Source organism: Amycolatopsis sp. CA-230715, assembly GCF_018736145.1.
Lineage (GTDB): Bacteria > Actinomycetota > Actinomycetes > Mycobacteriales > Pseudonocardiaceae > Amycolatopsis.
Window position 1 is genome coordinate 7,170,020 of sequence record NZ_CP059997.1, and the last position, 23,225, is coordinate 7,193,244.

Consider the following 23,225-nt stretch of genomic DNA (forward strand, 5'->3'; position numbering starts at 1 on the left):
CTCAGCCGTAGCGCCCGGCCGTGGCGTTCGCGCGATCGGCCAGCGCGCGGCGAAGCTCCGCGGGGGCGAGAGCCTCGGCGTCGGGGGCGAGCCCCCACAGCACCGACTCGGCGTGCACGAGATCGGCGAACTCGACTTCCAGCAGCAGCCAGCCCCCGCTGTCCGGCTGGTCGGGCCCGGCGCGCAGCGTGGCGTCGACGAGTTGCCGTCGCCGCCTCGCGCGCACCCTGACCGTCGCGACCACGCGGGGTTTGGTGGCGTGGAAGCGTTCCCGCTGGTTCCGCCAGACGGTTTCGAGGTCGACGCCTTCGCGGTGCTCGACGGGCTCGCTGAGTTGTTGTGCCGCACTGATCCGGGACAGGCGGTAGGTGCGTTCGGCGTCGTCGCGGTAGGCGAGCAGGTACCACTGGCCGCGCACGCGGACTAGCCCGATCGGATCGACCGTGCGCCACCGCGGCGACGCATCCCTTGCGGTGTACCGGATTCGCAGCTTCCGGCTGGCGAGCACGGCCTCCCGCACCACGTCGAGGTGTTCCTCTTCGGGGCGGGAATTCTTTGCCGCGCAGGGGTGCCAGCCTTCTTCCGGCTGGACGAGGATGCGTTCGGCGGCGCTGGTCGCGCGTTCGCGGTGCGCGGGCGGGATCGCCGCGGTGACCTTGCGCATCGCCGAAGCGAGCGCCGGGGCCATGCCCAGCAGGTGCCCGTTCCCCGGCGAGCCCGCCGCGATCAGCGCGAGCGCTTCCTGCTCGGTGAGCCCGGTCAGATCGGTGGTGAACCGGCCGAGCAGCGCGTAACCGCCCTCCCGCCCGCGTTCGGCGTAGACGGGCATACCGGCGGAGGCGAGCGCTTCGATGTCGCGCTGCACGGTGCGACGGCTGACTTCCAGCTCGCGGGCGAGCGCGGAGGCGGACATGCTGCCGCGTTGTTGCAGCAGGAGCAGCAGCGAGATCAACCGGTCGGCGCGCACGTGTTCGATTGTTCCAGGGATATACGACAGAAGGTGTCGTATATCCGGTGCAGGATGGGGGCATGACGAACACTTCGGATCCCCGCCCGCTGTACGACCGCGCACTGACCTGGGTGCGCAGCCTCGCCGCCGAGCTGCCGACCGATCTCACCGGACCGACGCCGTGCCCCGAGTTCGACGTGCGGAGCCTGCTCGGGCACCTGGTGGCCACCGTGGACAGGGCACGGGTGATCGGGGAGGGCGGCGACGTGTTCAGCTGCCCCTTCGTCGTCACCGGTGTCGACGACTGGGCAGGCGCACTGGCGACAGCCGTGGAGAAGATGCAGGCGGTGTGGCAGGACGACGCGGTGCTCGACCGCGAAGTGACGGTCCCGTGGGGCAAGGTGCCGGGACGGGCGGCGCTGTGGGGCTACCTCAACGAAGCGCTCGTGCACGGCTGGGACCTCGCCGTGGCCATCGGGGCGGACGAGGAGACCGACCCGGAGCTGGCGGAGGCCGCGCTGACCGTCGCCGAGCAGTTCATCCCGGCCGAGCGGCGCGGCGGGGAAATCCCCTTCGCGCCCGTCGTCGTGCCGAGGCAGGGCGCCGGTCCGACCGAACGGCTCGCGAACTGGTCCGGCCACCGCAGGCCGTGATCAGCCGAATGCCACGCCCAGCAACGGGATCCGGCGGATGTCGTCGATCGTGCAGGTGAGCCCGGACAGGGTGCACACGGCGCGCATCGCGATCGAGTAGTCGGCCTCACCGGGTTCTAGGTAGTCGAGGTCGACGGTGCCCGCCGCTTCGAAGGCGGCGCGCAGTTCGGCGGGCATCTCGGGGAGATCGGTTTCTAGATCGAGATCGTCGATGTTGACCCAAGCGAGCTGTTCCCCGTCGACGGCGTAGGTGAGGCTGGCATCGGCGTTGATGGAGAAGTAGCTCGTGGCCGCGGATCGGCCGCCGTCCGACAGCGCGAGCAGGGTGTCATCATTGGTGTACCCGGAGTCGTCGTAGACGAACGTCCAGTCACCGATGCGGCCCGCCAGCAGTGCGGCGCCGGTTCCCGGCTCGATCCCCAATGCCGTACTGGGCAGGGAATGGTGGTCGCTGGGCTTGCTGTCCGGCAACTCGACGGATCGGAACGACTCCGGATTGGCGCCCAGCCTCTTCAGTGCCTCCGCCGGTTCGAGGTCGCGCACGACGTGCACGGCGTGGTTCGGGTCGGCGTTGGCCAGTTCGTCGATCCAGAGGGGATTTCCCTCGTCGCTCAACGTGTTCGGGGGGAAGTCGGGCTTCGGCATCGGGAGACCTCGCGGGAGAAGGTGGGTAGCGCCGTCACGGTAGCCACCTTTCCCGCTGACCGGGCGACAACTGCCTTGATGACCCGCGAAACGGGTTCGAAGGGGCAGCGTTGTCATACAACGAGAGCCACGGCTAACCGGGTGTCCGCATAGGACTGTCCGATCTCGACTTGGTACTCGCCGGTGACGAGGCGCCAGCCGGAGTCCCAGACGGACGCGGCACGTTCGGGGATCGCTATGTCGACTTCGACACTCTCGCCCGGAGACGCCTCGACGACGGCGAACCCGGCGAGCCAGCGCTTCGGCCTCGGCAGCTCATCGGTGTCCTCAGTGGACAGATAAGCCTGCACGACCTCCCGGCCCGCTCGCGAGCCGGAGTTGCGCAGGCGGACCCGCACGCGGGCGAGATCGCCGTCGGCAGGGGCCACCGCGACGGATTCGTAGGTCCAGTCCGTGTAACCGAGGCCGTGCCCGAACCAGTACGCGGGCGTCGCGCCCGCTCGTTCCCACGCCCGGTACCCGATGAACACGCCTTCCTCGTAACGCAGCACACCGTCGACGGGCGTCACGTCGAGCACCGGCGCGTCGGCCGTGCGAGCGGGCCAAGTGGTCGGCAGCCGCCCGCCCGGTTCGGCCGCGCCGGAGAGCACGTCGGCGAGCGCGGCGCCACCGGACTGGCCGGGGAACCAGGTCAGCAGGACCGCGTCGACCTCGCTCGCCCACGGCATTTCCACCGGTGAGCCGGAGTTCACTACGACGATCGTGCGCGGGTTCGCTTCGGCCACACGTGCGACCAGCTCGTCCTGACGACCGGGCAGCGCGAGGGAAGTGCGGTCGAAGCCTTCGCTTTCCACCTCGTCGGTGGTGGCGACCACGACGACGGCCACCTCAGCCCCGGCGGCGGCCGCGACGGCGCGCGCGATCAGCTCGTCGGCGTCCACGGCGGGGCTGGAATGCCGCAGCGAGAAGGAAATCCAGGTGAAGTTGCCGCCACGGGCCGCGTCCGGGAGCGAGTAGCTGAGCCGCACGTCCACCGGCTCGCCCGCGGTGAGTTCGGTTTCGACGCGGAGTTCGCTCACCCGCATGACGGCGTCCATGAAACTGCCGTCGGACGGGAGGTTCGGGCCGTCGAACAAGGTTTCACCGCCGACGGTCAGCGTCAGATGGCCGAGGCCGGTGATGCCGAACTCGTGCGTGCCGCTTTCGTCGGGGACGTAGGTGCCGCTGATCTCGACCGTGCCCAGTTCGCCGGGGTCGAGGCCGTACGGCAACGCGCCGATCCACTGCACAGATCCTTCGGTGAGCCCGAACGACACCAGTTCCGCGCCGTCCTCGCCGACTGCCCTGCCGGTGAGCGTGAACCCGTCCTTCGCGGGGCGCAGCGTGGTGCGGGGATCCGCGCCCAGTTCGTACCGGACGTGATCGAAGGCGTCGCGGAGGCCGTCGAGCGGGGAGGTCACCTCCGACGGGAACACGGTCGCACTGCCGCCGCCCAGTATCCGCGCTTCGGCAGCGGCGGCGCCGATCACCGCGACGCTCCGGGGCTTGCCGAGGGGGAGCAGGCCGTTTTCGTTGCGCAGCAACACGAACGACTTGCTCGCGAGCTCGCGCCCGATCGCCACACCGTCCACTTCGGACTTATCAGGTGTGCTATCGCCGAGCGCGCCCGTCCTCGATGCGAGCACGAGTACGCGCCGCACCATGGCATCGACGACCTCTTCGCTAACCGCCCCGGCGCGCACCGCTTCGGCGAGGTTCGGCCCGAACACCGTCTCCGGGCCCGGCATCGCGACGTCCAGCCCGCCGTTCGCGGCGCGGACCGTGTCGCGCGCGGCGAGCCAGTCGGACACCACGAACCCGTCGAATCCCCATTCCCCGCGCAGTATCCCGTTGACCAGCTCGTCGTGCTCGGTCATGGTGCTGCCGTTGACCTGGTTGTAGGCGGCCATGATCCCCCACGGCGCCGCGGTTTTCACGATCTGTTCGAACGGCGCGAGGTACAGCTCGCGCAGCGTTCGCTCGTCGGCGCGGACGTCCACGGTGAACCGCTCGGTCTCGGCGTCGTTGGCGACGAAGTGCTTGACCGTGGTGGCGACCCCGCCCTCCTGCACACCGGAGACGTACCCGGCGCCGATCGCCCCGGTGAGCAGCGGATCCTCGGAGTAGCACTCGAAATGCCTGCCGCCGAGCGGGCTGCGGTGCAGGTTGACGGTCGGCGCGAGCAGCACGTGCACGCCCTTGCGCCGTGCCTCCCGCGCGAGCGCGAGACCGGCGCGGGCGGCCAGCGACGGGTCCCAGGTGGCCGCGAGCGCGGTGGGGCTCGGCAGCACGAGCGACGGGTCGTCGGCCGACCACCGCGTGCCGCGCACCCCGACCGGCCCGTCGGACATCACCAGCGAGGCCAGCCCGATCTCGTCGAGCGCGGGCAGCGTCCACACGTCCTGCCCCGCCAGCAGCCGGGTCTTGGCGTCGAGGTCGAGGGTGGCGAGCAGCTCGTCGATCGTCATGCCCCCATGCTGCCGAAGTGGGGCCAGCCCCACCACCGTTCGGCCGGGCGCCCCCAGTGCCACGGGTGTCGTGTTCCGGAAGCCTGAGCGGGTACTTCACAGGGATTCGGGGGACGTTTCATGGCACAACCGACGACGGCGCGGATCGCTCGCTGGAGCGCGAACCATCCGTGGCGCGCGATCGTGGGCTGGGTGGTGTTCGTGGCGGTCTGCTTCGCCGCGGGATCGCTCGCGGGCAGCAGACCGCCGGAGAACAAGGACTTCTGGATCGGCGAGGCTGGCCGCGCCGAGGCGGTCGCGACGCAGGCCGGTCTGATGCCGCCGCCGGTCGAGCAGGTGCTGATCACCGCGCCGGGCGGGGTGGACGACCCGTCCGCCACCGCGGCGGCGGCTTCGGTGACCACCAGGATGCGCGCGCTGCCTTCGGTGTCCGCCGTCGCGGCGCCCGCGCGCTCGGCAGACGGGTCGACGCTGATGGTCGCCGTCACGCTCAAGGCCGACGACCGGACGTCGAAGACCGTGGTGCCCGAGGTGAGCGCGCAGACCGCCGCGGTGGCCGACGCGTTCCCGGGGCTCCGGGTGGAGCAGACCGGCAGTTCGTCGATCTCGGTCGGGATCAACAAGCAGTTCGGCGACGACCTGGCGCGCAGCGAGATGATCACGCTGCCGGTGACGCTGGTGATCCTGTTCCTGGTGTTCGGCTCGATCATCGCGGCCGGTGTGCCGCTGCTGCTCGCGCTGTCCTCGGTCGGCGCGGCCACCGGGCTGTACGCGATCGCCTCGCACTTCTTCCCGGACGCGGGCGGCGCGGTGTCGAGCGTGATCCTGATGATCGGGATGGCCGTCGGCGTCGACTATTCGCTGTTCTACCTCAAACGCGTGCGCGAGGAACGCGAGCGCTCGGGCGGGGTGCTCAGCAGGACCGCCGCCGTGGAACTGGCCGCGGCCACGGCGGGCCACGCGGTGGTGGTGTCCGGGCTCGCCGTCCTGGTCGCGCTCGCCGGGCTGTACTTCGCGGGCGACGTGGTGTTCTCCTCGATCGCGACCGGGTCGATCATCGTGGTGCTGGTGTCCGTGGTCAGCTCGCTGACGGTGCTCCCGGCGCTGCTCGCGAAGCTCGGCAAGCGCACCGATCCCGGCCGGTTCGCCTGGCGCGGTGGCACTTCCCGGTTGTGGCCGGTCCTGCTGCGGCCCGCGCTCGAGCGTCCACTCGCGACACTGCTGGCCGGCGTGGTCGCGCTCGGGCTGCTCGCCCTGCCCGCGACGGCGCTCCAGCTCAAGGTCGAGGGCAACGACACGTTTTCCCGTGAGGTCACCGAGGTCGCCGCCTACGACCGGCTGACCTCGTTGTTCCCCACCGAAGGCGTGGCGCATCTCGTGGTCGCGAACGGTGGCGGCGCGACGGCGGGCTTGACCGAACTGGCTTCGCGCGCTCAAACCGACCCGGCGTTCCTGCGCACGGACACGCCGCGGATCCGGACCTCGTCGGACGGTCGCGCGGCCGCGCTGGAGCTTCCGATTCGCTACGACGGGAACTCGCCGGAGGCCGCGAAATCGTTGCAGCACCTGCGAAACGACCTCATTCCTTCGTTGCGCGGCACGGACGTCACCTATGCCGTGTCCGGCGGGGTCGCCCGCAACACCGACTACGTCGAGCACCAGAACGAGCGGCTGCCGTGGGTGCTCGGGTCCGTGCTGCTGCTGACCTTCCTGATGATGTTGTTCTCGTTCCGCTCCGCGGTGCTCGCGCTCGCCGGGATCGTGCTCAACGTGCTGTCCGCGGCGGCCGCGTTCGGGGTCATGGTCGCGGTGTTCCAGCACTCCTGGGCCGAACCGCTGCTCGGTTTCACCTCGTCCGGTTTTCTCGGCGCGCACCTGCCGCTGTTCGTGCTGGTGGTCCTCTTCGGACTGTCGATGGACTACCAGGTGTTCGTGGTGAGCCGGATCAGGGAGGCCGCCGGGCGGGGTCTGCCCGCGCGGCGCGCGGTGTTCGACGGCGTGGTCGGCTCGGCGGGCATGATCACCAGCGCCGCGCTGATCATGGTGTCGGTGTTCGCGAGCTTCCTGTTCGTCGACCGGCTCGAAATGAAGCAGATCGGGTTCGGCCTCGCCGTCGCGGTCCTGATCGACGCCGTGCTGGTGCGCGCGCTCGTGCTGCCCGCGGTCATCGCGCTGTTCGGCGAGAAGACCTGGTGGCCGGGCAGGCTCAGAGCACCGAGTAGTGGCGCACACCGCCGGTCTGCGCCGCGGTCAGCTTTCCCTGCGCCACCAGCAGATCGAGATGCGCCGCTGTCTCGAGGACCGCGAGCATCCGGTTGAACACGTCCATTTCGGACAGTTCCTTCCGGCGCCGAGTCCAGGTGAGGCGTTGCGCCGCGTCGTAGGCCGTGGTCGCACCGTCGGCGATCTTGCCGCCCATCACGTCGAGCCGCTCGGCGTGATGGGCGAGCAGCTCGTCCACCCGCGCGTGCACGCTCGCGGTGACCGGGCCGTGCGCGGGCAGCATGCGCCGGTCCGGGCGCTCGCGGACGACCCGCAGCGAGTCGAGGTAGTCGCGAAGGGGCAGTTCGACCGTCGCGGGCTCGAACCCGATCGACGGGGTGATGCGGGGCAGCACGTGGTCGCCGGTGAACAGCAGCCCTGCCGTGCCGTCTTCGAACACCAGATGGCCCGCGGTGTGCCCGGGGGTGTGGACGAGGTCGAGGTCGCGCCCCGGCAGCACGGTCCGCTTGCCCGGCTTGAGCCACTCGTCGGGCTCTTCCCAGATCGACGGGTCCGGCCGGAGCTTGCCGAACACCCTGACCAGTTCGTCGATCACCGGTTGCGCACCGGCCAGCGCCAGCAGGCGGCCCTGCGCGTTCATCCGCTCACCGTCCGGATCGGACGACAGCTTCAGCGAAGCCTGCTCGCCTTCGCCGAGCCCGATCCTGCCGCCGTACTCGCGCCGCAGCGTCACGGCCTGCGTGTAGTGATCGCGATGGACGTGCGTGATGAGGTACTCGCGAATGTCTTCGAACCCGGTCCCGATCGCCCGCAGCGCTTCCGCGAGCTGGTCCTTGGCCTCGTCGAGCGACCACCCGGCGTCGATCAGGACCACGTCCTCGCCGCCGGTCAGCGCGTAGACGTTGACCGCGCGCAGTCCGTCGTTGGGCAGGGGAAGGGGAATCCGGTGGACCCCCGGCGCGACCTCGTACACACCGGGTTCGGTCCAGTCGCGACTGCCATCGTCGTTGAAAGCGTCCACTTCTTCACCTTGAGCGCCTCTTCGCCCGATGTCCACGCGAACGCACTGAGACCCCGGTCACCCAGAAGCATGTGGAAAGGGCTTGCGTGGCGGTGCGAGCTGACGGCCCACTCAAGCGGCTTCGCCGCTTACGAAACGACACGGGTTCAGTCGTCGCCGCTTTCGTTGATGAGGCGTTCCAGTTCGCGGCGCAGCAGGCCGAGGCGCGCGTCCGCCAGCAGCGGGATTTCCCGGCGCCGCCGCCGCACAGCGCCCGGATCGATGTCGACGATGGTGAGGTTCTCTTCCCAGGTCGGTGCCGTCGCGACGACGGAACCCCACGGATCGATGACGCGCGAGCCGCCCCAGAAGCGGACTCCCGCCTCGTCGCCGACGCGGTTGACGAAGACGACCCAGCACTGCTGCATGCGGGCGGTGAAGGTGAGCAGGTCGTGCCAGTACTCGGCGGGGTCGAACGAGCCGCCGGTGAGCTTCGCGGCGCTGTTCGTCGGCACCACGAGCACCTCGGCACCGTCCTGCGCGGCGAGCCACGGCAGCATCGGCTGCCACGCGTCGTTGCAGATCAGCGTCGCCATCCTGGCGTGCGGGGTGTCGAAGGCGCGCATGTGCTGACCGGGGCTGGCGTGCTTGCGCTCCTCCCAGATCAGGTAGTTCGGCAGGTACAGCTTGCGGTGGTTGTGCACGATCATGCCGTCGGACAGGTACAGCGCGGAGTTGTGGCGCCGGATGCGGCCGTCCTCGAGCAGTCCGATCACGACGTCGGGGCCGTGCTTCGACAGTTCGGCGAGCCGTTCGTCGTCCGGCCACAGCGAAATGTCGTCGGCGAGCTGACCGAGCGCGTACCCGGTGAGGCTCAGCTCGGGGAAGACGACCAGGTCCGCACCTTCCGCGGCGGACTCCTTCACGATGCGCTCGGTATCGACGAGATTCCCCTCCACGTCGCCGAGCCGGCAGTCGGTCTGCGCCAGTGCCACTCTCATCCGTTTCACCTCCCTGTGCCGTGCCTGCGGATTATTACGAAGGTACGGGATCGGAAGCGCCGGGCGCGAGGCGAAGTCAGCCAGGCGGGGCGATCGTTAACCGGGTCGAAACACCTAGCACAATCAAGGATGTGACGGAACGAGTGTGGGCCGCTGGCGCGGCGACCGGGATCGGGTCCCTGCCGGGGACGGACGCGCGCGAAGCGGCCGAGGTCGTACTGGGCGAACTGCCGCAGTTCCCTTATCTGCCAGAGCTTCCCGGCCGCGGGGTCGGCGCCGATCTGCTCGGCAGGAGCGCGGCGCTGCTGGTCGATCTCGCGGTCGAGGTGGTGCCGACCGGGTACCGGGTGACGGCGCGGCCCGGCCACCACCACCGGCGCGCGACCGATCTGCTCCGCTGGGACGTCGACGGGCTCGACGAGGCGGTGGACAACGCCGGCCGCCCGCCCGTGGTCAAGACCCAGGTCGCCGGGCCGTGGACGCTCGCGGCGGGGATCGAGCTGGCGAGCGGGCACCGGGTGCTCACCGACCGCGGCGCGGTCCGCGAATTCTCGGAGTCCCTTTTGGAGGGTCTGCGCGCGCACGTCGCCGAGCTGACCGCCCGCACCGGGGCGCCGGTGGTCGTCCAGTTCGACGAACCGAGCCTTCCGTCGGTGCTCGCGGGCGCGTTGCCGACGCCGTCGGGCTACGGGACCGTGCCGTCGGTGCCCGAACCGGAAGCGCGCGATCTGCTGTCCACGATGATCCAGGGCGCCGGAGCCATTACGGGTCAGCCGGTGATCGTGCACTGCTGCGCGGCGCGGCCGCCGATTTCGCTGCTGCGCTCGGCAGGCGCCGGTGGGATCGCGATCGACGCGACGCTGCTGTCCGGGGCGCCGTCGGCGGTGCTCGACGAAGTGGGCGAGGCGTGGGATTCCGGTGTCGCGTTCCTGCTGGGACTGGTTCCGTCGACGGATCCGGGGAAGCCGGTGAGCTTGCGCGAAATCGCCGAACCGGCGCTCGGGCTCGTCGACCGCCTCGGTTTCCCCCGCACGCTGCTGGCCGAACGAGGCGTGCCGACCACGACCTGCGGCCTCGCGGGCGCCACCGGCGCGTGGGTGCGGCGTGCACTCGAACTGTCGCGAGAACTCGGAAGGGCGTTCCTCGAACCCCCCGAAACGTGGTAGCGAGTACGGCGCGGTACGCGCTTACGATGGTGGGACCCGAGCTGTGCTGAGGTAGATGAGGTCCCCGCTCCATGCGATTCTTCCGCCGTCACAAGAACGATCCGCCCGATCCGCGCACCGAATGGCCGCGCCCCGAGGTCCCGGACGATCCCGGCCAGGCCGCGGTCGCCTTCTGGCGGCGCTGGTTCGAACTGCTCCCGACGATCAACGGCGCGCTCGGCGACCGCGAACCGCAGCGCGTCGAGCACGAGCTGTGCGAGGCGATCGCCCGCGTCCACCCCGATCTGCACTTTTCCCTCGAACGGGGCCAGCGCGCGATCTACGCGCTCGTCGTCACCGGTCAGGAATCGCCGGAGCTGCGGCCCTTCACCGACGCCTGGATCGCGGCGGCGCCGGAGGAGGACGCGATCTGGGAGTACCACGACTCGGTGCCGGGGGTCCCCGATCCGAACGACGTGACGGTGAACCTCGGCGAGCACAAGATCGCGCTCGCCGACGTGCGGGTGGCCGCGCAGGTGGACGAAGCGGAGGCGGTGGTGGACGTCGCCGTGCACCATCCGCGGTTGTCCTCGCTCGAAGAGTCGGCGCGGTCCGCGATGACGTTCTTACCGCTCGACGCCACGTTGGGTGAACGCCTCGCCGCGGAGCGGTTACGCCGTGTGGAGACCGCCGAGATCGAGCCCGCCGGGTCGATTTCGCTGCTGGAACTTCGTGACCTGGTGCGGAAGCTCGCGGAGCGAAAGCCGGAAGATGTCGGGGGTACTGACTAAGCTCACCCCTCGTGAGCGAACTACCCCAAGACCCGGTCTCCCCCGAAGCAGCACAGGACCTCGGTGACGTACCCGCCGAGGCCCGCGAGCGGCATGCCGCGCTCGCCGAGGAGATCAGGGGCCACCAGTTCCGGTACTACGTGCTGGACTCGCCGACGATCACCGACGGCGAGTTCGACGTGCTGCTGCGCGAGCTGGAGGGGCTCGAGGAGGAGCATCCCGGCCTGCGCACCCCGGACTCGCCGACGCAGAAGGTCGGGGGCACCTTCTCCACCGAGTTCACCGCGTACGACCACCTCGAGCGGATGCTCAGCCTTGACAACGTGTTCGACCCCGAGGAGCTGGTCACCTGGGTCGAGCGCGTCGAGAAGGAGATCGGCGCCACCCGGTACCTGTGCGAGCTGAAGATCGACGGGCTCGCGATCAACCTGCTCTACGAGGACGGCAGGCTCACCCGCGCGCTGACCCGCGGCGACGGCCGCACCGGCGAGGACGTCACGCTCAACGTCCGCACGCTCGAACAGGTCCCGGACAGGCTGACCGGCACCGACCGGTTCCCGGTGCCCGCGCTCGTCGAGGTCCGCGGCGAGGTGTTCTTCCGGGTGCAGGACTTCCTCGACCTCAACGCGCGGATGGTGGAGGCGGGCAAACCGCCGTACGCCAACCCGCGCAACACCGCGGCGGGCTCGCTGCGGCAGAAGGACCCCAAGATCACCAAGGAGCGGCGGCTGCGGCTGATCTGCCACGGGCTCGGCCGCAGGGAGGGCTTCGAGCCGGAGCGGCAGTCCGAGGCGTACGACGCGCTGGCCGCGTGGGGGCTGCCGGTTTCCCCGCACAGCAAGGTGATCTCGTCGGCCGAGCTCGCCGAGCACGTCGAGTACTGGGGCGAGCACCGGCACGACGCCGAGCACGAGATCGACGGCGTGGTGGTCAAGGTCGACCAGGTGGCCCTGCAGCGCAGGCTCGGCAGCACCTCGCGCGCGCCGCGGTGGGCGATCGCCTACAAGTACCCGCCGGAGGAGGCCACCACCACGTTGCTGGACATCCAGGTCAACGTGGGCCGCACCGGCCGTGTCACGCCGTTCGCGGTGATGGAGCCGGTCAAGGTGGCGGGCTCCACGGTCGCGATGGCCACGCTGCACAACGCGGAGGAGGTCAAGCGCAAGGGCGTGCTGATCGGCGACCGCGTGGTCATCCGCAAGGCGGGCGACGTCATCCCCGAGGTGCTCGGCCCGGTCGTCGACGTCCGCACCGGCGAGGAGCGCGAGTTCCTGATGCCGATCCGCTGCCCGGAGTGCGACACGCCGCTGGCCTACCAGAAGGAAGGCGACGTCGACATCCGCTGCCCGAACGCGCGGACCTGCCCGGCGCAGCTGCGCGAGCGGCTGTTCCACCTCGCCGGGCGCGGCGCGTTCGACATCGAGGTGCTCGGCTACGAGGCCGCCGTCGCGCTGCTGGAGTCCGGTGTGGTCGCCGACGAGGGTGACATCTTCGACCTCGACGAGGAGAAGCTGGGCGAGGTAGAGCTGTTCCGCACCAAGGCGGGCGAGCTGTCGGCCAATGCGAAGAAGCTGCTGGCGAACCTGGACTCGGCCAAGGACCGTCCACTGTGGAAGGTGATCGTCGGGCTGTCGATCCGGCACGTCGGGCCCACCGCGGCGCAGGCGCTGGCCCGCGAGTTCGGCTCGCTCGACCGCATCGAGCACGCGACGGAGGAGGAACTGGCCGACGTCGACGGGGTGGGACCGACGATCGCGCACGCCGCGCAGGAGTGGTTCGAGGTCGACTGGCACCGCGAGGTGGTCGAGAAGTGGCGGGCCGCCGGGGTGCGGATGGCGGAGGAGCGCGACGACTCGATCCCGCGCAACCTCGAAGGTCTGTCCATTGTGGTCACCGGCTCGCTGGAGACGTTCTCGCGCGACGAGGCCAAGGAGGTCATCATGGCCCGCGGCGGGAAAGCGGCGGGTTCGGTGTCGAAGAAGACCGCGTTCGTGGTGGTCGGGGAAGCACCGGGGAGCAAGTACGAGAAGGCCGTCCAGCTGAAGGTGCCGGTGCTCGACGAAGCCGGTTTCCGCGTGCTGCTCGACGAAGGCCCCGAGGCCGCGGCGGAAGTGGCGCTGCCTGCCGAAGAGCCCGAGGCCGATGAGTGAGTTCGAGGTCCGGCTCGCCAGGCCGGACGAGTTCGCGGCGATCGGGGAGCTGACCGTCGCCGCGTACCGCGAAGACGGGCTGCTCGAAGGCCACGAGGACTACGCCGACGAACTGCGCGACGCCGCCGGGCGTGCCGCGGGCGCCGAACTGCTGGCCGCCGTCGACGCGGCTGGCACCGTGCTCGGTTCGGTCACGGTGGTGCCATCCGGTTCGGCGTACGCGGAGCTGGCCAGAGCGGACGAGTTGGAGTTCCGGATGCTCGGCGTCGCCGCCGCCGCGCGCGGCCGCGGCGTCGGGGAAGCGCTCACGCGCGCGGTGCTCCGCCGGGCGGGGGAGCTGGGCCGGGCCAGGGTGGTGCTGGTGAGCCTCGATCGGATGAAGGCGGCGCACCGGTTGTACGAGCGGATCGGGTTCGCCCGTCTCCCGGAGCGTGATTGGGCGCCGTACCCGGGTGTCCTGCTGCTCGCCTTCGGGTACGAGGTCGCCTGATCGGGCCAGTGACCGATCGGCTGCCGCATCTCGGTCATCCGGCCGATGTACGGCGCCTTCGCCGTCGCCGAGGATGGCGCGGTCGCAAGGAGGTCTGGGGAGATGGAAACGTTGTTGCGCACCGCGGATCGGTGGCACGCCTCGGTCACGGGGCATCTCGTGGTCCGCCGGTTCGCGGTCGTGGTCCGGGTGCTGCTCGCCGTCGGGTTCGCGATTCCCGGCGCGATCAAGGTGCTCGGCCTGCCGTTCACGAAGGAGTCGGCGGCCTCGGGGCCGGTCGGGTTGTTCTTCGATGTGCTGGAACGCTCGGGGGCGTTGTACGAGTTCGTCGGCGTCGCGCAGGTCGCCGCCGCCGTGCTCCTGCTCGTGCCCCGCACGAGGACCGTCGGCGCGCTGATCTACCTGCCGGTGATCAGCGGCATCGTGGTCCTCACCACCACGATGGACTTCGCCGGGACGTGGGTGATCACGAGCCTGATGCTGCTGGGCGTGGTGTTCCTGCTGTGCGCGGACTGGCCGCGGCTCCGCCCGCTCTTCGGGACCGCGCCCCGCGAGCGCGCCGCCTGAGCCCGGCGTCCGATTGCCGCCGGTGCGGGCGTGCGCGGGCGGGCAGGCTCGGCGGCATGACGAGTTCGGTAGAGGTGCTGACCCGGATGTACGCGGCGGAAGCGCGGTACCTAGCCGCGGGCGGGCCGGGGGTGGCGAGCTTCGACGAGCTGGCCCCGTTCTTCGACGAGAACATGGTGCTGCACCAAGCGGAAGCGCTGCCCTACGGCGGAACCTGGCGCGGCCACGCCGGAATGGAACGGTTCTTCGCCGCGATGAGCCGGACGTGGGAGTCCTTCGACATGGTGGCGCAGCGAATCCTGTCGGCGGGCGACCCGCTGGTGGTGCACACCGAAGTCAGCGCCCGCTCCCGCGCGACGGGGCGGCACCTCGCCTTCCCGATCCTGCAGACCCTGACCATCCACAACGGACGCATCACCGAAGTGCATCCGTTCTACTGGGACACCGCCAAGATCGCCGCCGCCTGCACCCCGTGACCACACCGGCGGCGCGGCTCGCCCTGATGGCCGCGCATCGCCTGCCCCGAAAGATGCTCCTATAGAGGTCGTCGGGGCGGGTCGCGGGTGCCACCGAAGGCTCCTCTTGGGGCGCTGAGCGTCACGATCTCGGCCCTCGTGGCGGGCTGCCGCCACCCGCAGCTGTCCCCGAAGGGCCTTCGCGTGCCCCGAAAGTGACACTCGGGGAATCCAGCGCCCCGAACGTCACTTTCGGGGCACCGACAGCCGGGACCGCACCTCCACGAGAGTGAGGAAAGTGGCGCTAGGCGCCCCGAAGGTCACCTTCGGGGACTTCCGCTCACTCGCCAGCCACGACACCACGGCGCGTGCCGCGATCCACACGCCATCACTGTGATCTTCGGGAACTTGCCCCCGACCGTCACTTTCGGTGCGGGCGCGTCGTGGTGGTCGAGCGTGCGAGGGGTGGATTCGCGGCGCTAGGCGCCCCGAAGGTGGCCTTCGGGGCATGCACAGCCCTGCCCGCACGGGAGCGAGGGCCGAGAAAGTGGCGCTAGGGTCCCCGAAGGTGGCCTTCGGGGACCAGCAGAGGACCTCCGCCGCCGATCACCGCGCCGCGCACCCGACATCACTGTGACCTTCGGGGCATCTATGTCCCCGAAAGCCACTTTCGGGGCAGGGGCAGGGGCAGGGGCCAAGCGGCACCCGCCCGCGACGAGGATGCGGCGTCCGATTTCCGCCAGCGCAGCGGCGCCCCGGCCAGAACGATGGTGCCATGCGAAAGTTCAGGTTCGGAGTGCTCGGCGAGTCCGTGCGGGACACCGCCGGTCTGCTCACCACGGCCACGCGTGCGGAAGAACTCGGGTATTCGACGTTCCTGCTGCGCGACCACTTCGTCACGGAGCCCTTCGGCGATCAGCTCTCGCCGATGCCCGCGCTCGCCGCCGTCGCCATGGCCACGACGAAGTTGCGCTTGGGCACGTTGGTGCTGGCCAACGATTACCGCCATCCCGTGCTGCTGGCCAAGGAGGCCGCCACCCTCCAGGAGATCTCGGGTGGCCGGTTCGAACTGGGCATCGGCGCGGGCTGGCACCGCGACGAGTACGAGCGCGCCGGGCTCGCGTTCGACGCCGCGGGCACCAGGGTCGGCAGGCTCGCCGAGGCGGTACCGATCCTCAAAAGCCTGCTCGACGGCAAGGAGGTCACGGCCGACGGCGCGCACTACCGGATCGACGGCCTCGCCACCTTCCCGAACGCCGCGACGGCAACGCCGATCCTGATGGGCTCCGGCGGACCGCGCATGCTGCGGCTGGCTGGCCAGACAGCCGACATCGTCGGCATCCTCCCGATCGCGCTCCCGGAAGGCGCCATCTCGGGCGCGTTGTCAGAGCGCTCGTCGGCGGCGATGGCGCGCAAGATCGCGCTCGTCGCCGAAGGCGCGGGCTCTCGGTTCGACGACATCGAGCTGACCCAGATCCTGACCGTGCACGTCGTCGACGACCACCGCGAAGAGGCCGAGCGGATCGCGCGCACGCGCGGCTGGGGAGACGGCGAGGTCGTGCTGGACATGCCGTCGAAGGTCGTCGGCCCGGTGGACCGGATCGTGGACGAACTACTCGACCGGCGGGAGCGCTTCGGCCTGTCCTACCACGTGGTTTCTGACACCGACCTGGAGCGGTTCGCCCCGGTCGTGGCGCTACTGGCCGGGAAGTAGCCTCAGCCGTCGAGCACGACGGACACGATGCCCGCGAAGTGGGCGAGCCGCGCGACTTCGGCGGCGCGGAACATCGGCCCGCCCGGCCGCCCGACGAGCAGTGCTTTGTCCGGTTTGCCCAGCGGGGTGGCGGCGAGTTCGGTGCCCAGCTCCTGCCAGGTCTCCGGGATCCACGCTTCCTCGGAGTCCAGGATCGTGGCCCGTTCGAGCGGCAGCCACGGCAGCTCGGTGATCTCCGCCTCCGGCGCGGCGCTCGACGAAGCGAGCCGGTGCACACCGTCCTGCGAGTACTTCACCACGAGCGCCCAGCCCGCGCGGATGATCCTCGGCACGCCTTCGACCAGGATCGACAACCCCGCGCCCGGCTGACCGGCGATTTCCTCGACGAGTTCGAGTTCGCGATGCGTGTCCAGCACGCCAGCGTACGGGCGGACGGCGTCGACCTCGACGCCTTCGACGCTCTCGGCCGCGGTGATCAGCGAGTCCGGCAGGCGACCGGACGGCAGCTCGACGACCAGGTCGTCGATCGCCACACCGCCGCCGCGTTCGACGACGTCGACGCTGAGGATGTCCGCGCCGACGGTGCCGAGCGCGGTGGCCACCGCGCCGAGGGTGCCCGGACTGTCCGGGAGCTGCACCCGGATCAGGAACGACAACGTCGCACCCCTCTCGTCTCCTCGGCAGGACGGCGCCGGCCGTCCCGCTGCCGGTCGATGATTGTGGCAGACCACGAGAGCCAACCCGATCGCCCGTCCGTCTGGCGGGATCTTCGCGAGCCGTAACCCAGTCGAGATGACGTCGGCCGCCGCCATAGACTTGGCGCTTCGAGAAGCAGTCGCAGACACCCCCGGGGAGCCACCCGCGTGACCAATATTTCCCGTGACGAGGTCGCACACCTCGCCAAGCTGGCCAGGCTGGCCGTCACCGATGACGAGCTGGACGTCTTCGCAGGCCAGCTCGACCAGATCCTGGACTCGGTGGCCAAGGTCAGCGAGGTCGCCGCGGACGACATCCCGCCGACCTCGCACGCCGTGCCGCTGACCAACGTGTTCCGCGAGGACGTCGTGCGGCCGGGGCTGAGCCAGGAGCAGGCGCTCTCCGGCGCGCCCGCGGCCGAAGAGGGCCGGTTCCGGGTGCCGCGGATCCTGGGGGAGGAGTGACGTGACCGAGCTGACGAAGCTGACCGCCGCCGAGCTGGCGGAGAAGATCCGCACGCGCGAGGTGACCTCGGTCGAGGTGACGCAGGCGCACCTGGACCGCATCGCCGCGGTCGACGACCACGTCCACGCGTTCCTGCACGTCGACACCGAGGGCGCGCTCGAAGCCGCCCGCGCGGTCGACGGCGACGTGGCCGAGGGCCGCGAACTCGCCTCCCCGCTCGCGGGCGTGCCGCTCGCGCTGAAGGACGTGCTGACCACGAAGGGCATCCCGACCACGGTCGGGTCGAAGACGCTCGAAGGCTGGCTCCCGCCCTACGACGCCACGGTGACGCGCAAGCTGCGCGAGGCCGGGGTCGTCATCCTCGGCAAGACGAACATGGACGAGTTCGCGATGGGCTCGTCCACCGAGAACTCCGCGTTCGGCCCGACGCACAACCCGTGGGACCACGCGCGCATCCCCGGCGGGTCCGGCGGCGGTTCGTCGGCCTCGATCGCCGCGTTCGAAGCGCCGCTCGCGATCGGCACCGACACCGGCGGTTCGATCCGGCAGCCCGGCGCGGTCACCGGCACCGTCGGCGTGAAGCCGACCTACGGCGGTGTCTCCCGGTACGGCCTCGTCGCGTTCTCGTCCTCGCTCGACCAGGCCGGTCCGTGCGCCCGCACGGTGCTCGACGCCGCGCTGCTGCACGAGGTGATCGGCGGCCACGACCCGTTCGACTCCACCTCGATCGACGCGCCGGTGCCGCCGGTGGTCGCCGCCGCTCGCCAGGGTCTGACCGGCGACTTGTCCGGCGTCCGAGTCGGCGTCGTCAAGGAATTTGGTGGGGACGGCTACCAGGCAGGTGTGCTCCGGTCGTTCGAGGCCGCGGTCGAGCAGCTGCGCGAGCTCGGCGCCGAGGTCGTCGAGGTGTCGTGCCCGCACTTCACCTACGCGCTGCCCGCCTACTACCTGATCGCACCGAGCGAGTGCTCGTCGAACCTCGCCCGGTTCGACGCGATGCGCTACGGCCTGCGCGCCGGTGACGACGGCACGCACAGCGCTGAAGAGGTCATGTCGCTGACCAGGGAAAAGGGCTTCGGCGCCGAGGTGAAGCGGCGGATCATGCTGGGCACCTACGCGCTGTCGTCCGGCTACTACGACGCCTACTACGGCTCCGCGCAAAAGGTGCGCACGCTGATCTCGCGCGACTTCGACTCGGCCTTCGAGAAGGTCGATGTGCTGGTGTCGCCGACCACGCCCACCACGGCGTTCAAGATCGGCGAGCGGGTGGACGACCCGATGGCGATGTACCTCGCCGACCTGTGCACCATCCCGTCGAACCTGGCTGGCAACGCCGCCATGAGTGTCCCGAGTGGACTGTCCGATGAGGACGGTCTGCCGGTCGGGCTGCAGATCATGGCTCCTTCGTTGGCCGACGACCGGCTCTACCGGGTCGGCGCGGCGTACGAGGTGGCGCGCGACGCGGCCGCCGGAGGTTCGCTGGTGCACCAGGTGCCCGAGCTGGGAGGAAAGAAGTGACCGCCGTGGCTGAGCTGATGGACTACGACGAGGTCGTCGAGCGCTACGACCCGGTGCTCGGGCTCGAGGTGCACGTCGAGCTGAACACCGACACCAAGATGTTCTGCGGCTGCCCGACGACGTTCGGCGGCGAGCCGAACACCCAGGTGTGCCCGACCTGCCTCGGGCTGCCCGGTTCGCTGCCGGTGGTCAACGGCAAGGGGATCGAGTCGGCGATCCGCATCGGGCTGGCGCTGAACTGCGAGATCGCGCAGTGGTGCCGGTTCGCGCGGAAGAACTACTTCTACCCCGACCAGCCGAAGAACTTCCAGACCTCGCAGTACGACGAGCCGATCGCGTTCGACGGCCACCTCGACGTGACGCTGGACGACGGCGAGGTCGTGCGGGTCGAGATCGAGCGCGCGCACATGGAGGAGGACACCGGCAAGTCGCTGCACATGGGCGGCGCGACGGGCCGTATTCATGGCGCGGACTACTCGCTGCTCGACTACAACCGCGCGGGCGTGCCGCTGATCGAGATCGTCACGAAGCCGATCGTCGGCACCGGCGCGCGCGCGGCGGAGGTCGCCCGCGCGTACGTGACGGCGTTGCGGGCGCTGATGTCCGCGCTCGACGTGTCGGACGTCCGGATGGACCAGGGCTCGTTGCGCTGCGACGCGAACGTGTCGCTGATGCCGAAGGGCGCCACCGAGTTCGGTACGCGCACCGAGACGAAGAACGTCAACTCGCTGCGCAGCGTCGAGCGCGCGGTGCGGTACGAGATGTCGCGGCAGGGCGCGCTGCTCGCCTCGGGTGGCACCGTCACGCTGGAGACGCGGCACTTCCAGGAGTCCGACGGCACCACGTCTGCCGGGCGTGCCAAGGAAACCGCGGAGGACTACCGGTACTTCCCCGAGCCCGACCTGGTGCCGGTCGTGCCGTCGCGGGAGTGGGTCGAAGAGCTGCGCAAGACGCTGCCGGAGGACCCGACCGAGCGCCGCAAGCGCATCCAGCGCGAGTGGGAGCTGAGCGACGAGGAACTGCGCGACCTGTTCAACTCCGGTGCCGTCGAGCTTGTCGCGTCCACTGTAGACGCCGGGGCGAAACCCTCTGACGCGCGCGGCTGGTGGGTGAACTTCCTCGCGCAGGAGGCGAACACCCGCGAGGTCGATCTCGCCGGGCTCGCGATCACGCCCGCGCAGGTGGCGAAGGTGATCGAGCTGGTCACCTCCGGCGAGCTGACCAACAAGCTCGCGCGCGAGGTCGTCCGCGGTGTGCTGGACGGCGAGGGCGAGCCGGCCGAGATCGTCGAGAAGCGCGGGCTGAAGGTCGTTTCCGACGACTCCGCGCTGCTCGCCGCCGTGGACGAGGCGCTGGCGTCGCAGCCGGACATCGCGGACAAGATCCGCGGCGGCAAGGTGCAGGCGGCCGGTGCGATCGTCGGCGCGGTCATGAAGGCCACCAAGGGCCAGGCCGACGCCAAGCGCGTGCGCGAGCTGATCATCGAGCGGGTCGGTTCCTGAATTGGGGTGGTCGTTCGATCGCGTCGGGTGGCGCGCGTGGTCCGGTCTCGGTGCCGGGCTGCTCGCGCTCGCCTCGACGTTCCTGCCGTGGACTGTGCTGACCGCGGACACCAGGGAACTCGACGACGCGTTGGCCGCGCAGGCGCATTCCGACGTCGTCCGCACCGCGTGGCATTCGGACTTCTTCTCGTGGTGCCCGCCGATCCTGCTGCTGCTCATCGGCGCGGTGATGGTCGCGTTCGGACAGTCCTCGCGGGCGCGGGCGGCGGGGCTGCCCCAGCTGTGGCTGGTGGGCGCCGCGGTGTCGCTGCTGCTCGCGGTGCTGGGCTGGTCGCTCATCGAGCTGCAGTTCGGCGACGACGAACGCGAGCTGTTCCGGGTCGCCGGCGTCTCGATCAACGGCGGCTTCGGCCGCTACGTCAGCATGCTCGCGGTGATCGCCGCGGTGGTGTTCCCGGTGTGGGACATCCTCGCCGCCCGTGCCGAACGCCGCGCCGCGGCGGGCCGCAAACGCCGCCGCTGACCGGTTTCCCGTGCCCTGAAGGTCACTTTCGGGGAACGCGACAGCCTGCTGCGGGCTTGCGCGGGGTGGCGGGAATTGTGGTGCGAGGGCCGAGTTCGCGGCATCTACCGCCCCGAAGGCCACCTTCGGGGACTCGCGCGGGTGGCGGCGGCCCGCCGCGAGGGCCGAGATCGGGACGCCCAACGCCCTAAGAGGAGCCTTCGGCGACACCTGCAGCCCGACGACCTCTATAGGCGCATCTTTCGGCTTTCGGGGCGTGGCGACCCGGAATCACGGCGCCAGGAAAGTGCGTCAGTCCGTTTCGGCTTCGGTGTCCGGGAAGGTGAAGAAGCGCGTGTGGACCGGCCTCGCATCCGGCGGCGCGTCTTCCTTCGGGCTGCCGTACTTGTTGAGCAGTTCGATGTGCTCGTTCGTCAGCGCTTTGACCTCGTCGAGCGTGTAGTAGTCGTAGCTACGGGACACCTGCACCCAGCCGCCGTGCTGGTTGTACTCCCGCACCAGTCGTTGGAAGAGCGCGATCTCGCCGGGCATCCGCAGCCTCGCCCACGCGTCGTAGGCCGCTTTGTCCTCTTCGGACAGTGAGTCGTACTCGGGTGCCCTGCGATCGGTCGGCACGGTCCGATACCAGCGTTCGCGGCCGGTCGCGCGTTCGGGCCGCTCCTCGATGATCCCGGCCTCGGCCAGCACGCGCAGGTGGTAGCTCGTGGTGCCGGTGTTCTCGCCGAGCGCGTCGGCGATGGTCGTGGAGTTCGCTTCTCCGTGCTTGCCCAGCTCCTGCAGGATCCTCGCGCGCCGCGGGTTCGCGAGCGCTTTGAGCGCCTTGCCGTCACTGGTCACCCGGCGGGGCGGGGTCTTCGCCATGACCAGCACCGTACCCCATGGGCCGAGAAAGTTCTGCACAAAAAAGCTTGCAGAAAAAGTTCTGCAACTCTATCGTGGTCGGCAGGGGACACACAGGAGGAGACATGGCAGTACTGACGGTGGCCCGGCGCACGCGCCTGGGGCCTCGGGGGATCGCCGCGCGCACCTGGGCGCCGCGCGTGCTCGGCGGCGTGGCGGCGGCGATGGTGCCGTGGGTGGTGGTGCTGCAGCAGACTTTGCCCGCCACTACCGTCGTGCGGCACTGGCAGGCGGTGTGGGTCGGGCTCGACCTGATGATCGCGCTGGGCTGCGCGGTGACGGCCGTGCTCTACGGCAGGGGAGACCGGCGGGCGGCGCTGAGCGCGTCGGCGGTCGCCGCGCTCGCGGTCATGGACGCGTGGTTCGACGTGCTCACCGCGCAGGCGGGCGGTGAGCTCGCGCTGGCGCTCGCCTGCGCGGTTCCGGAGCTTTCGCTGGCCGGGTTCTGCGCGGCGATCGCGCTCCGCGATTCACGCGAGGCGACCTTCGCCTGAGGACGCGGGCGCGAGGCCGATCGAAGAAACCCGGCGAGCCGCGTTCACCGTGGCGTCGACGAAGTCGCGGAGGTGCTCGCCGCTGAACCGCGTGGTGGGACCGGCGAGGGCGAGCGCGGCCACGACCTTGCCCTCCCGGTCCCGCACCGCCGCCGCCACGCTCGACGCGCCGATTTCGCGCTCGCCGTGGCTCACCGAGTACCCGTCTTCGCCCGCCTGCCGAGCCTGCCTGGACAGCTCGCCGACCAGGTCCTCGCCGTGGGGCGAGGTCGCGGAGACGCGGCGCAGGAACTCGTCCTCGGCCCCGGCGAGCAGCACCTTGCTCGCCGCGCCCGACCACAGCGGCAGTTCGTCGCCGACCGGCACCACGTGCCGGATGGTCCGCGGCCCCTCGTGCTGCGCGACGCACACGCGGTGCACGGTGCTGCGGACGTAGAGGTTGACGGTTTCACCGCACCGCGTGGACAGCGTCGCCATCGCCTCCAGCACCGGCCCGGGGAGGTCCCATGCGGTGTGCGCGAGCCTCGCCCAGCGCAGGAGGCCGGGACCGACCGTGATCATGCCGTCCTCGCCGGACCACAGCATCCCGCGCTGCTCGCACGTCGCCACGAGCCGGATCACCGTGGTCTTCGGCAGCCCGCTGGCGCTGGTCAGCTCCCGCACGGTCCAGGCGCGCCGGTCCTCGGTGAACAGCCCGAGCAGGTCGATCGCGCGCAACACGCTCCGGACGCCGTTCTCGTCGTGCTCGCCCTCCGTCATCGCTGCCACCCCCGTGTGCGGTCGGTAGCGGGTGCGCTACCGAGAATCGCAGCCAACCAGCCGGGTGGGCGGACCGCA

At 70.4% G+C, this 23,225-nt stretch carries 22 protein-coding genes; 14 read left to right on the forward strand and 8 right to left on the reverse strand.

Features of this window, described 5'->3' with window-relative positions:
- Position 1 precedes the first annotated feature (1 nt).
- The gene (locus tag HUW46_RS34155; RefSeq protein WP_215542860.1) at positions 2-967 is read right to left on the reverse strand and encodes a helix-turn-helix transcriptional regulator; all 966 of its coding nucleotides are present in this window, start codon (positions 965-967) and stop codon (positions 2-4) included.
- 62 nt (positions 968-1,029) lie between these two features.
- Between HUW46_RS34155 and HUW46_RS34160 the strand changes: the two genes are divergently transcribed.
- Entirely contained in the window at positions 1,030-1,602 is a 573-nt protein-coding gene (locus HUW46_RS34160; RefSeq protein ID WP_215542861.1) for a TIGR03086 family metal-binding protein, read from the forward strand.
- On the opposite strand, the gene HUW46_RS34165 is transcribed toward HUW46_RS34160, so the two are convergent.
- Together HUW46_RS34165 and HUW46_RS34170 are read right to left on the reverse strand one after the other, a co-directional pair.
- The gene (locus HUW46_RS34165; RefSeq protein WP_215542862.1) at positions 1,603-2,247 is read right to left on the reverse strand and encodes a DUF6461 domain-containing protein; all 645 of its coding nucleotides are present in this window, start codon (positions 2,245-2,247) and stop codon (positions 1,603-1,605) included.
- 113 nt (positions 2,248-2,360) lie between these two features.
- Positions 2,361-4,754, reverse strand: coding sequence for a beta-glucosidase family protein (locus HUW46_RS34170; protein WP_215542863.1), 2,394 nt, complete (start codon positions 4,752-4,754; stop codon positions 2,361-2,363).
- A 120-nt stretch (positions 4,755-4,874) separates the two neighbouring features.
- Between HUW46_RS34170 and HUW46_RS34175 the strand changes: the two genes are divergently transcribed.
- Entirely contained in the window at positions 4,875-7,073 is a 2,199-nt protein-coding gene (locus HUW46_RS34175) for an MMPL family transporter (protein WP_215542864.1), read from the forward strand.
- Here the strand turns inward: HUW46_RS34175 and HUW46_RS34180 are convergent.
- Both HUW46_RS34180 and HUW46_RS34185 read right to left on the reverse strand, forming a co-directional pair.
- Positions 6,961-7,998 (reverse strand): MBL fold metallo-hydrolase, encoded by a 1,038-nt coding sequence (locus HUW46_RS34180; protein ID WP_215542865.1) that lies wholly within the window; start codon positions 7,996-7,998, stop codon positions 6,961-6,963. The two genes, HUW46_RS34175 and HUW46_RS34180, sit on opposite strands and share 113 nt — an antisense overlap.
- A gap of 146 nt (positions 7,999-8,144) precedes the next feature.
- Positions 8,145-8,978 (reverse strand): nitrilase-related carbon-nitrogen hydrolase, encoded by an 834-nt coding sequence (locus HUW46_RS34185; protein WP_215542866.1) that lies wholly within the window; start codon positions 8,976-8,978, stop codon positions 8,145-8,147.
- Positions 8,979-9,109: 131 nt separating this feature from the next.
- Here HUW46_RS34185 and HUW46_RS34190 point away from each other — a divergent pair, with 131 nt between their 5' ends.
- The 7 genes from HUW46_RS34190 to HUW46_RS34220 all read left to right on the forward strand — a co-directional run bounded on the left by HUW46_RS34190 (position 9,110) and on the right by HUW46_RS34220 (position 16,290).
- Positions 9,110-10,144, forward strand: a complete 1,035-nt coding sequence (locus tag HUW46_RS34190) for a methionine synthase (RefSeq protein WP_215542867.1) — start codon at positions 9,110-9,112, stop codon at positions 10,142-10,144.
- 71 nt (positions 10,145-10,215) lie between these two features.
- On the forward strand, positions 10,216-10,914 hold the full coding sequence (locus HUW46_RS34195) for a hypothetical protein (RefSeq protein WP_215542868.1): 699 nt from the start codon (positions 10,216-10,218) through the stop codon (positions 10,912-10,914).
- Positions 10,915-10,925: 11 nt separating this feature from the next.
- Positions 10,926-13,064 carry an NAD-dependent DNA ligase LigA gene (gene ligA / locus HUW46_RS34200; protein WP_215542869.1) on the forward strand — a complete coding sequence of 713 codons (2,139 nt, stop codon included), beginning with the start codon at positions 10,926-10,928 and terminating at the stop codon, positions 13,062-13,064.
- The gene (locus tag HUW46_RS34205; RefSeq protein ID WP_215542870.1) at positions 13,057-13,554 is read left to right on the forward strand and encodes a GNAT family N-acetyltransferase; all 498 of its coding nucleotides are present in this window, start codon (positions 13,057-13,059) and stop codon (positions 13,552-13,554) included. The genes ligA and HUW46_RS34205 overlap by 8 nt, the downstream gene beginning before the upstream one ends.
- 102 nt (positions 13,555-13,656) lie before the next feature.
- Complete coding sequence (locus HUW46_RS34210) at positions 13,657-14,121, forward strand: hypothetical protein (RefSeq protein ID WP_215542871.1); 465 nt, start codon at positions 13,657-13,659, stop codon at positions 14,119-14,121.
- A 56-nt stretch (positions 14,122-14,177) separates the two neighbouring features.
- The gene (locus HUW46_RS34215; protein ID WP_254125161.1) at positions 14,178-14,597 is read left to right on the forward strand and encodes a nuclear transport factor 2 family protein; all 420 of its coding nucleotides are present in this window, start codon (positions 14,178-14,180) and stop codon (positions 14,595-14,597) included.
- Positions 14,598-15,351: 754 nt separating this feature from the next.
- Positions 15,352-16,290 carry a TIGR03621 family F420-dependent LLM class oxidoreductase gene (locus tag HUW46_RS34220; RefSeq protein ID WP_215542872.1) on the forward strand — a complete coding sequence of 313 codons (939 nt, stop codon included), beginning with the start codon at positions 15,352-15,354 and terminating at the stop codon, positions 16,288-16,290.
- A 2-nt stretch (positions 16,291-16,292) separates the two neighbouring features.
- Here HUW46_RS34220 and HUW46_RS34225 read toward each other — a convergent pair whose 3' ends face one another.
- Positions 16,293-16,946, reverse strand: coding sequence for an amino acid-binding protein (locus HUW46_RS34225; protein ID WP_215542873.1), 654 nt, complete (start codon positions 16,944-16,946; stop codon positions 16,293-16,295).
- Between the two features lie 207 nt (positions 16,947-17,153).
- Here HUW46_RS34225 and gatC point away from each other — a divergent pair, with 207 nt between their 5' ends.
- From gatC to HUW46_RS34245, 4 genes are read left to right on the forward strand one after another with little or no spacing between them, the layout of a single operon-like run.
- Positions 17,154-17,450: an Asp-tRNA(Asn)/Glu-tRNA(Gln) amidotransferase subunit GatC gene (gatC, locus tag HUW46_RS34230; protein ID WP_215542874.1), complete on the forward strand. Its 297-nt coding sequence runs from the start codon at positions 17,154-17,156 to the stop codon at positions 17,448-17,450.
- Between the two features lies 1 nt (position 17,451).
- The gene (gatA, locus tag HUW46_RS34235; RefSeq protein WP_215542875.1) at positions 17,452-18,969 is read left to right on the forward strand and encodes an Asp-tRNA(Asn)/Glu-tRNA(Gln) amidotransferase subunit GatA; all 1,518 of its coding nucleotides are present in this window, start codon (positions 17,452-17,454) and stop codon (positions 18,967-18,969) included.
- Positions 18,966-20,471, forward strand: coding sequence for an Asp-tRNA(Asn)/Glu-tRNA(Gln) amidotransferase subunit GatB (gatB, locus tag HUW46_RS34240; RefSeq protein ID WP_215542876.1), 1,506 nt, complete (start codon positions 18,966-18,968; stop codon positions 20,469-20,471). Before gatA ends, gatB begins: the two co-directional genes overlap by 4 nt.
- Position 20,472: 1 nt before the next feature.
- On the forward strand, positions 20,473-20,994 hold the full coding sequence (locus tag HUW46_RS34245) for a hypothetical protein (protein ID WP_215542877.1): 522 nt from the start codon (positions 20,473-20,475) through the stop codon (positions 20,992-20,994).
- A 291-nt stretch (positions 20,995-21,285) separates the two neighbouring features.
- Here the strand turns inward: HUW46_RS34245 and HUW46_RS34250 are convergent, their stop codons facing one another.
- Entirely contained in the window at positions 21,286-21,855 is a 570-nt protein-coding gene (locus tag HUW46_RS34250; protein WP_215542878.1) for an ArsR/SmtB family transcription factor, read from the reverse strand.
- A gap of 104 nt (positions 21,856-21,959) precedes the next feature.
- On the opposite strand from HUW46_RS34250, the gene HUW46_RS34255 reads away from it, so the two are divergent.
- On the forward strand, positions 21,960-22,388 hold the full coding sequence (locus tag HUW46_RS34255) for a hypothetical protein (protein ID WP_215542879.1): 429 nt from the start codon (positions 21,960-21,962) through the stop codon (positions 22,386-22,388).
- Here the strand turns inward: HUW46_RS34255 and HUW46_RS34260 are convergent.
- Positions 22,365-23,147, reverse strand: coding sequence for an IclR family transcriptional regulator (locus HUW46_RS34260; RefSeq protein WP_215542880.1), 783 nt, complete (start codon positions 23,145-23,147; stop codon positions 22,365-22,367). The two genes, HUW46_RS34255 and HUW46_RS34260, sit on opposite strands and share 24 nt — an antisense overlap.
- Positions 23,148-23,225: the final 78 nt, after the last annotated feature.

Bases quoted from the DNA above. Each gene is read 5' to 3' on its own strand.
- HUW46_RS34160 (WP_215542861.1), top strand. From the start codon at position 1,030: ATGACGAACACTTCGGATCCCCGCCCGCTGTACGACCGCGCACTGACC.
- HUW46_RS34165 (WP_215542862.1), bottom strand. From the start codon at position 2,247: ATGCCGAAGCCCGACTTCCCCCCGAACACGTTGAGCGACGAGGGAAAT.
- HUW46_RS34170 (WP_215542863.1), bottom strand. From the start codon at position 4,754: ATGACGATCGACGAGCTGCTCGCCACCCTCGACCTCGACGCCAAGACC.
- HUW46_RS34175 (WP_215542864.1), top strand. From the start codon at position 4,875: ATGGCACAACCGACGACGGCGCGGATCGCTCGCTGGAGCGCGAACCAT.
- HUW46_RS34185 (WP_215542866.1), bottom strand. From the start codon at position 8,978: ATGAGAGTGGCACTGGCGCAGACCGACTGCCGGCTCGGCGACGTGGAG.
- HUW46_RS34195 (WP_215542868.1), top strand. From the start codon at position 10,216: ATGCGATTCTTCCGCCGTCACAAGAACGATCCGCCCGATCCGCGCACC.
- HUW46_RS34205 (WP_215542870.1), top strand. From the start codon at position 13,057: ATGAGTGAGTTCGAGGTCCGGCTCGCCAGGCCGGACGAGTTCGCGGCG.
- HUW46_RS34210 (WP_215542871.1), top strand. From the start codon at position 13,657: ATGGAAACGTTGTTGCGCACCGCGGATCGGTGGCACGCCTCGGTCACG.
- HUW46_RS34215 (WP_254125161.1), top strand. From the start codon at position 14,178: ATGACGAGTTCGGTAGAGGTGCTGACCCGGATGTACGCGGCGGAAGCG.
- HUW46_RS34220 (WP_215542872.1), top strand. From the start codon at position 15,352: ATGCGAAAGTTCAGGTTCGGAGTGCTCGGCGAGTCCGTGCGGGACACC.
- HUW46_RS34250 (WP_215542878.1), bottom strand. From the start codon at position 21,855: ATGGCGAAGACCCCGCCCCGCCGGGTGACCAGTGACGGCAAGGCGCTC.
- HUW46_RS34255 (WP_215542879.1), top strand. From the start codon at position 21,960: ATGGCAGTACTGACGGTGGCCCGGCGCACGCGCCTGGGGCCTCGGGGG.
- HUW46_RS34260 (WP_215542880.1), bottom strand. From the start codon at position 23,147: ATGACGGAGGGCGAGCACGACGAGAACGGCGTCCGGAGCGTGTTGCGC.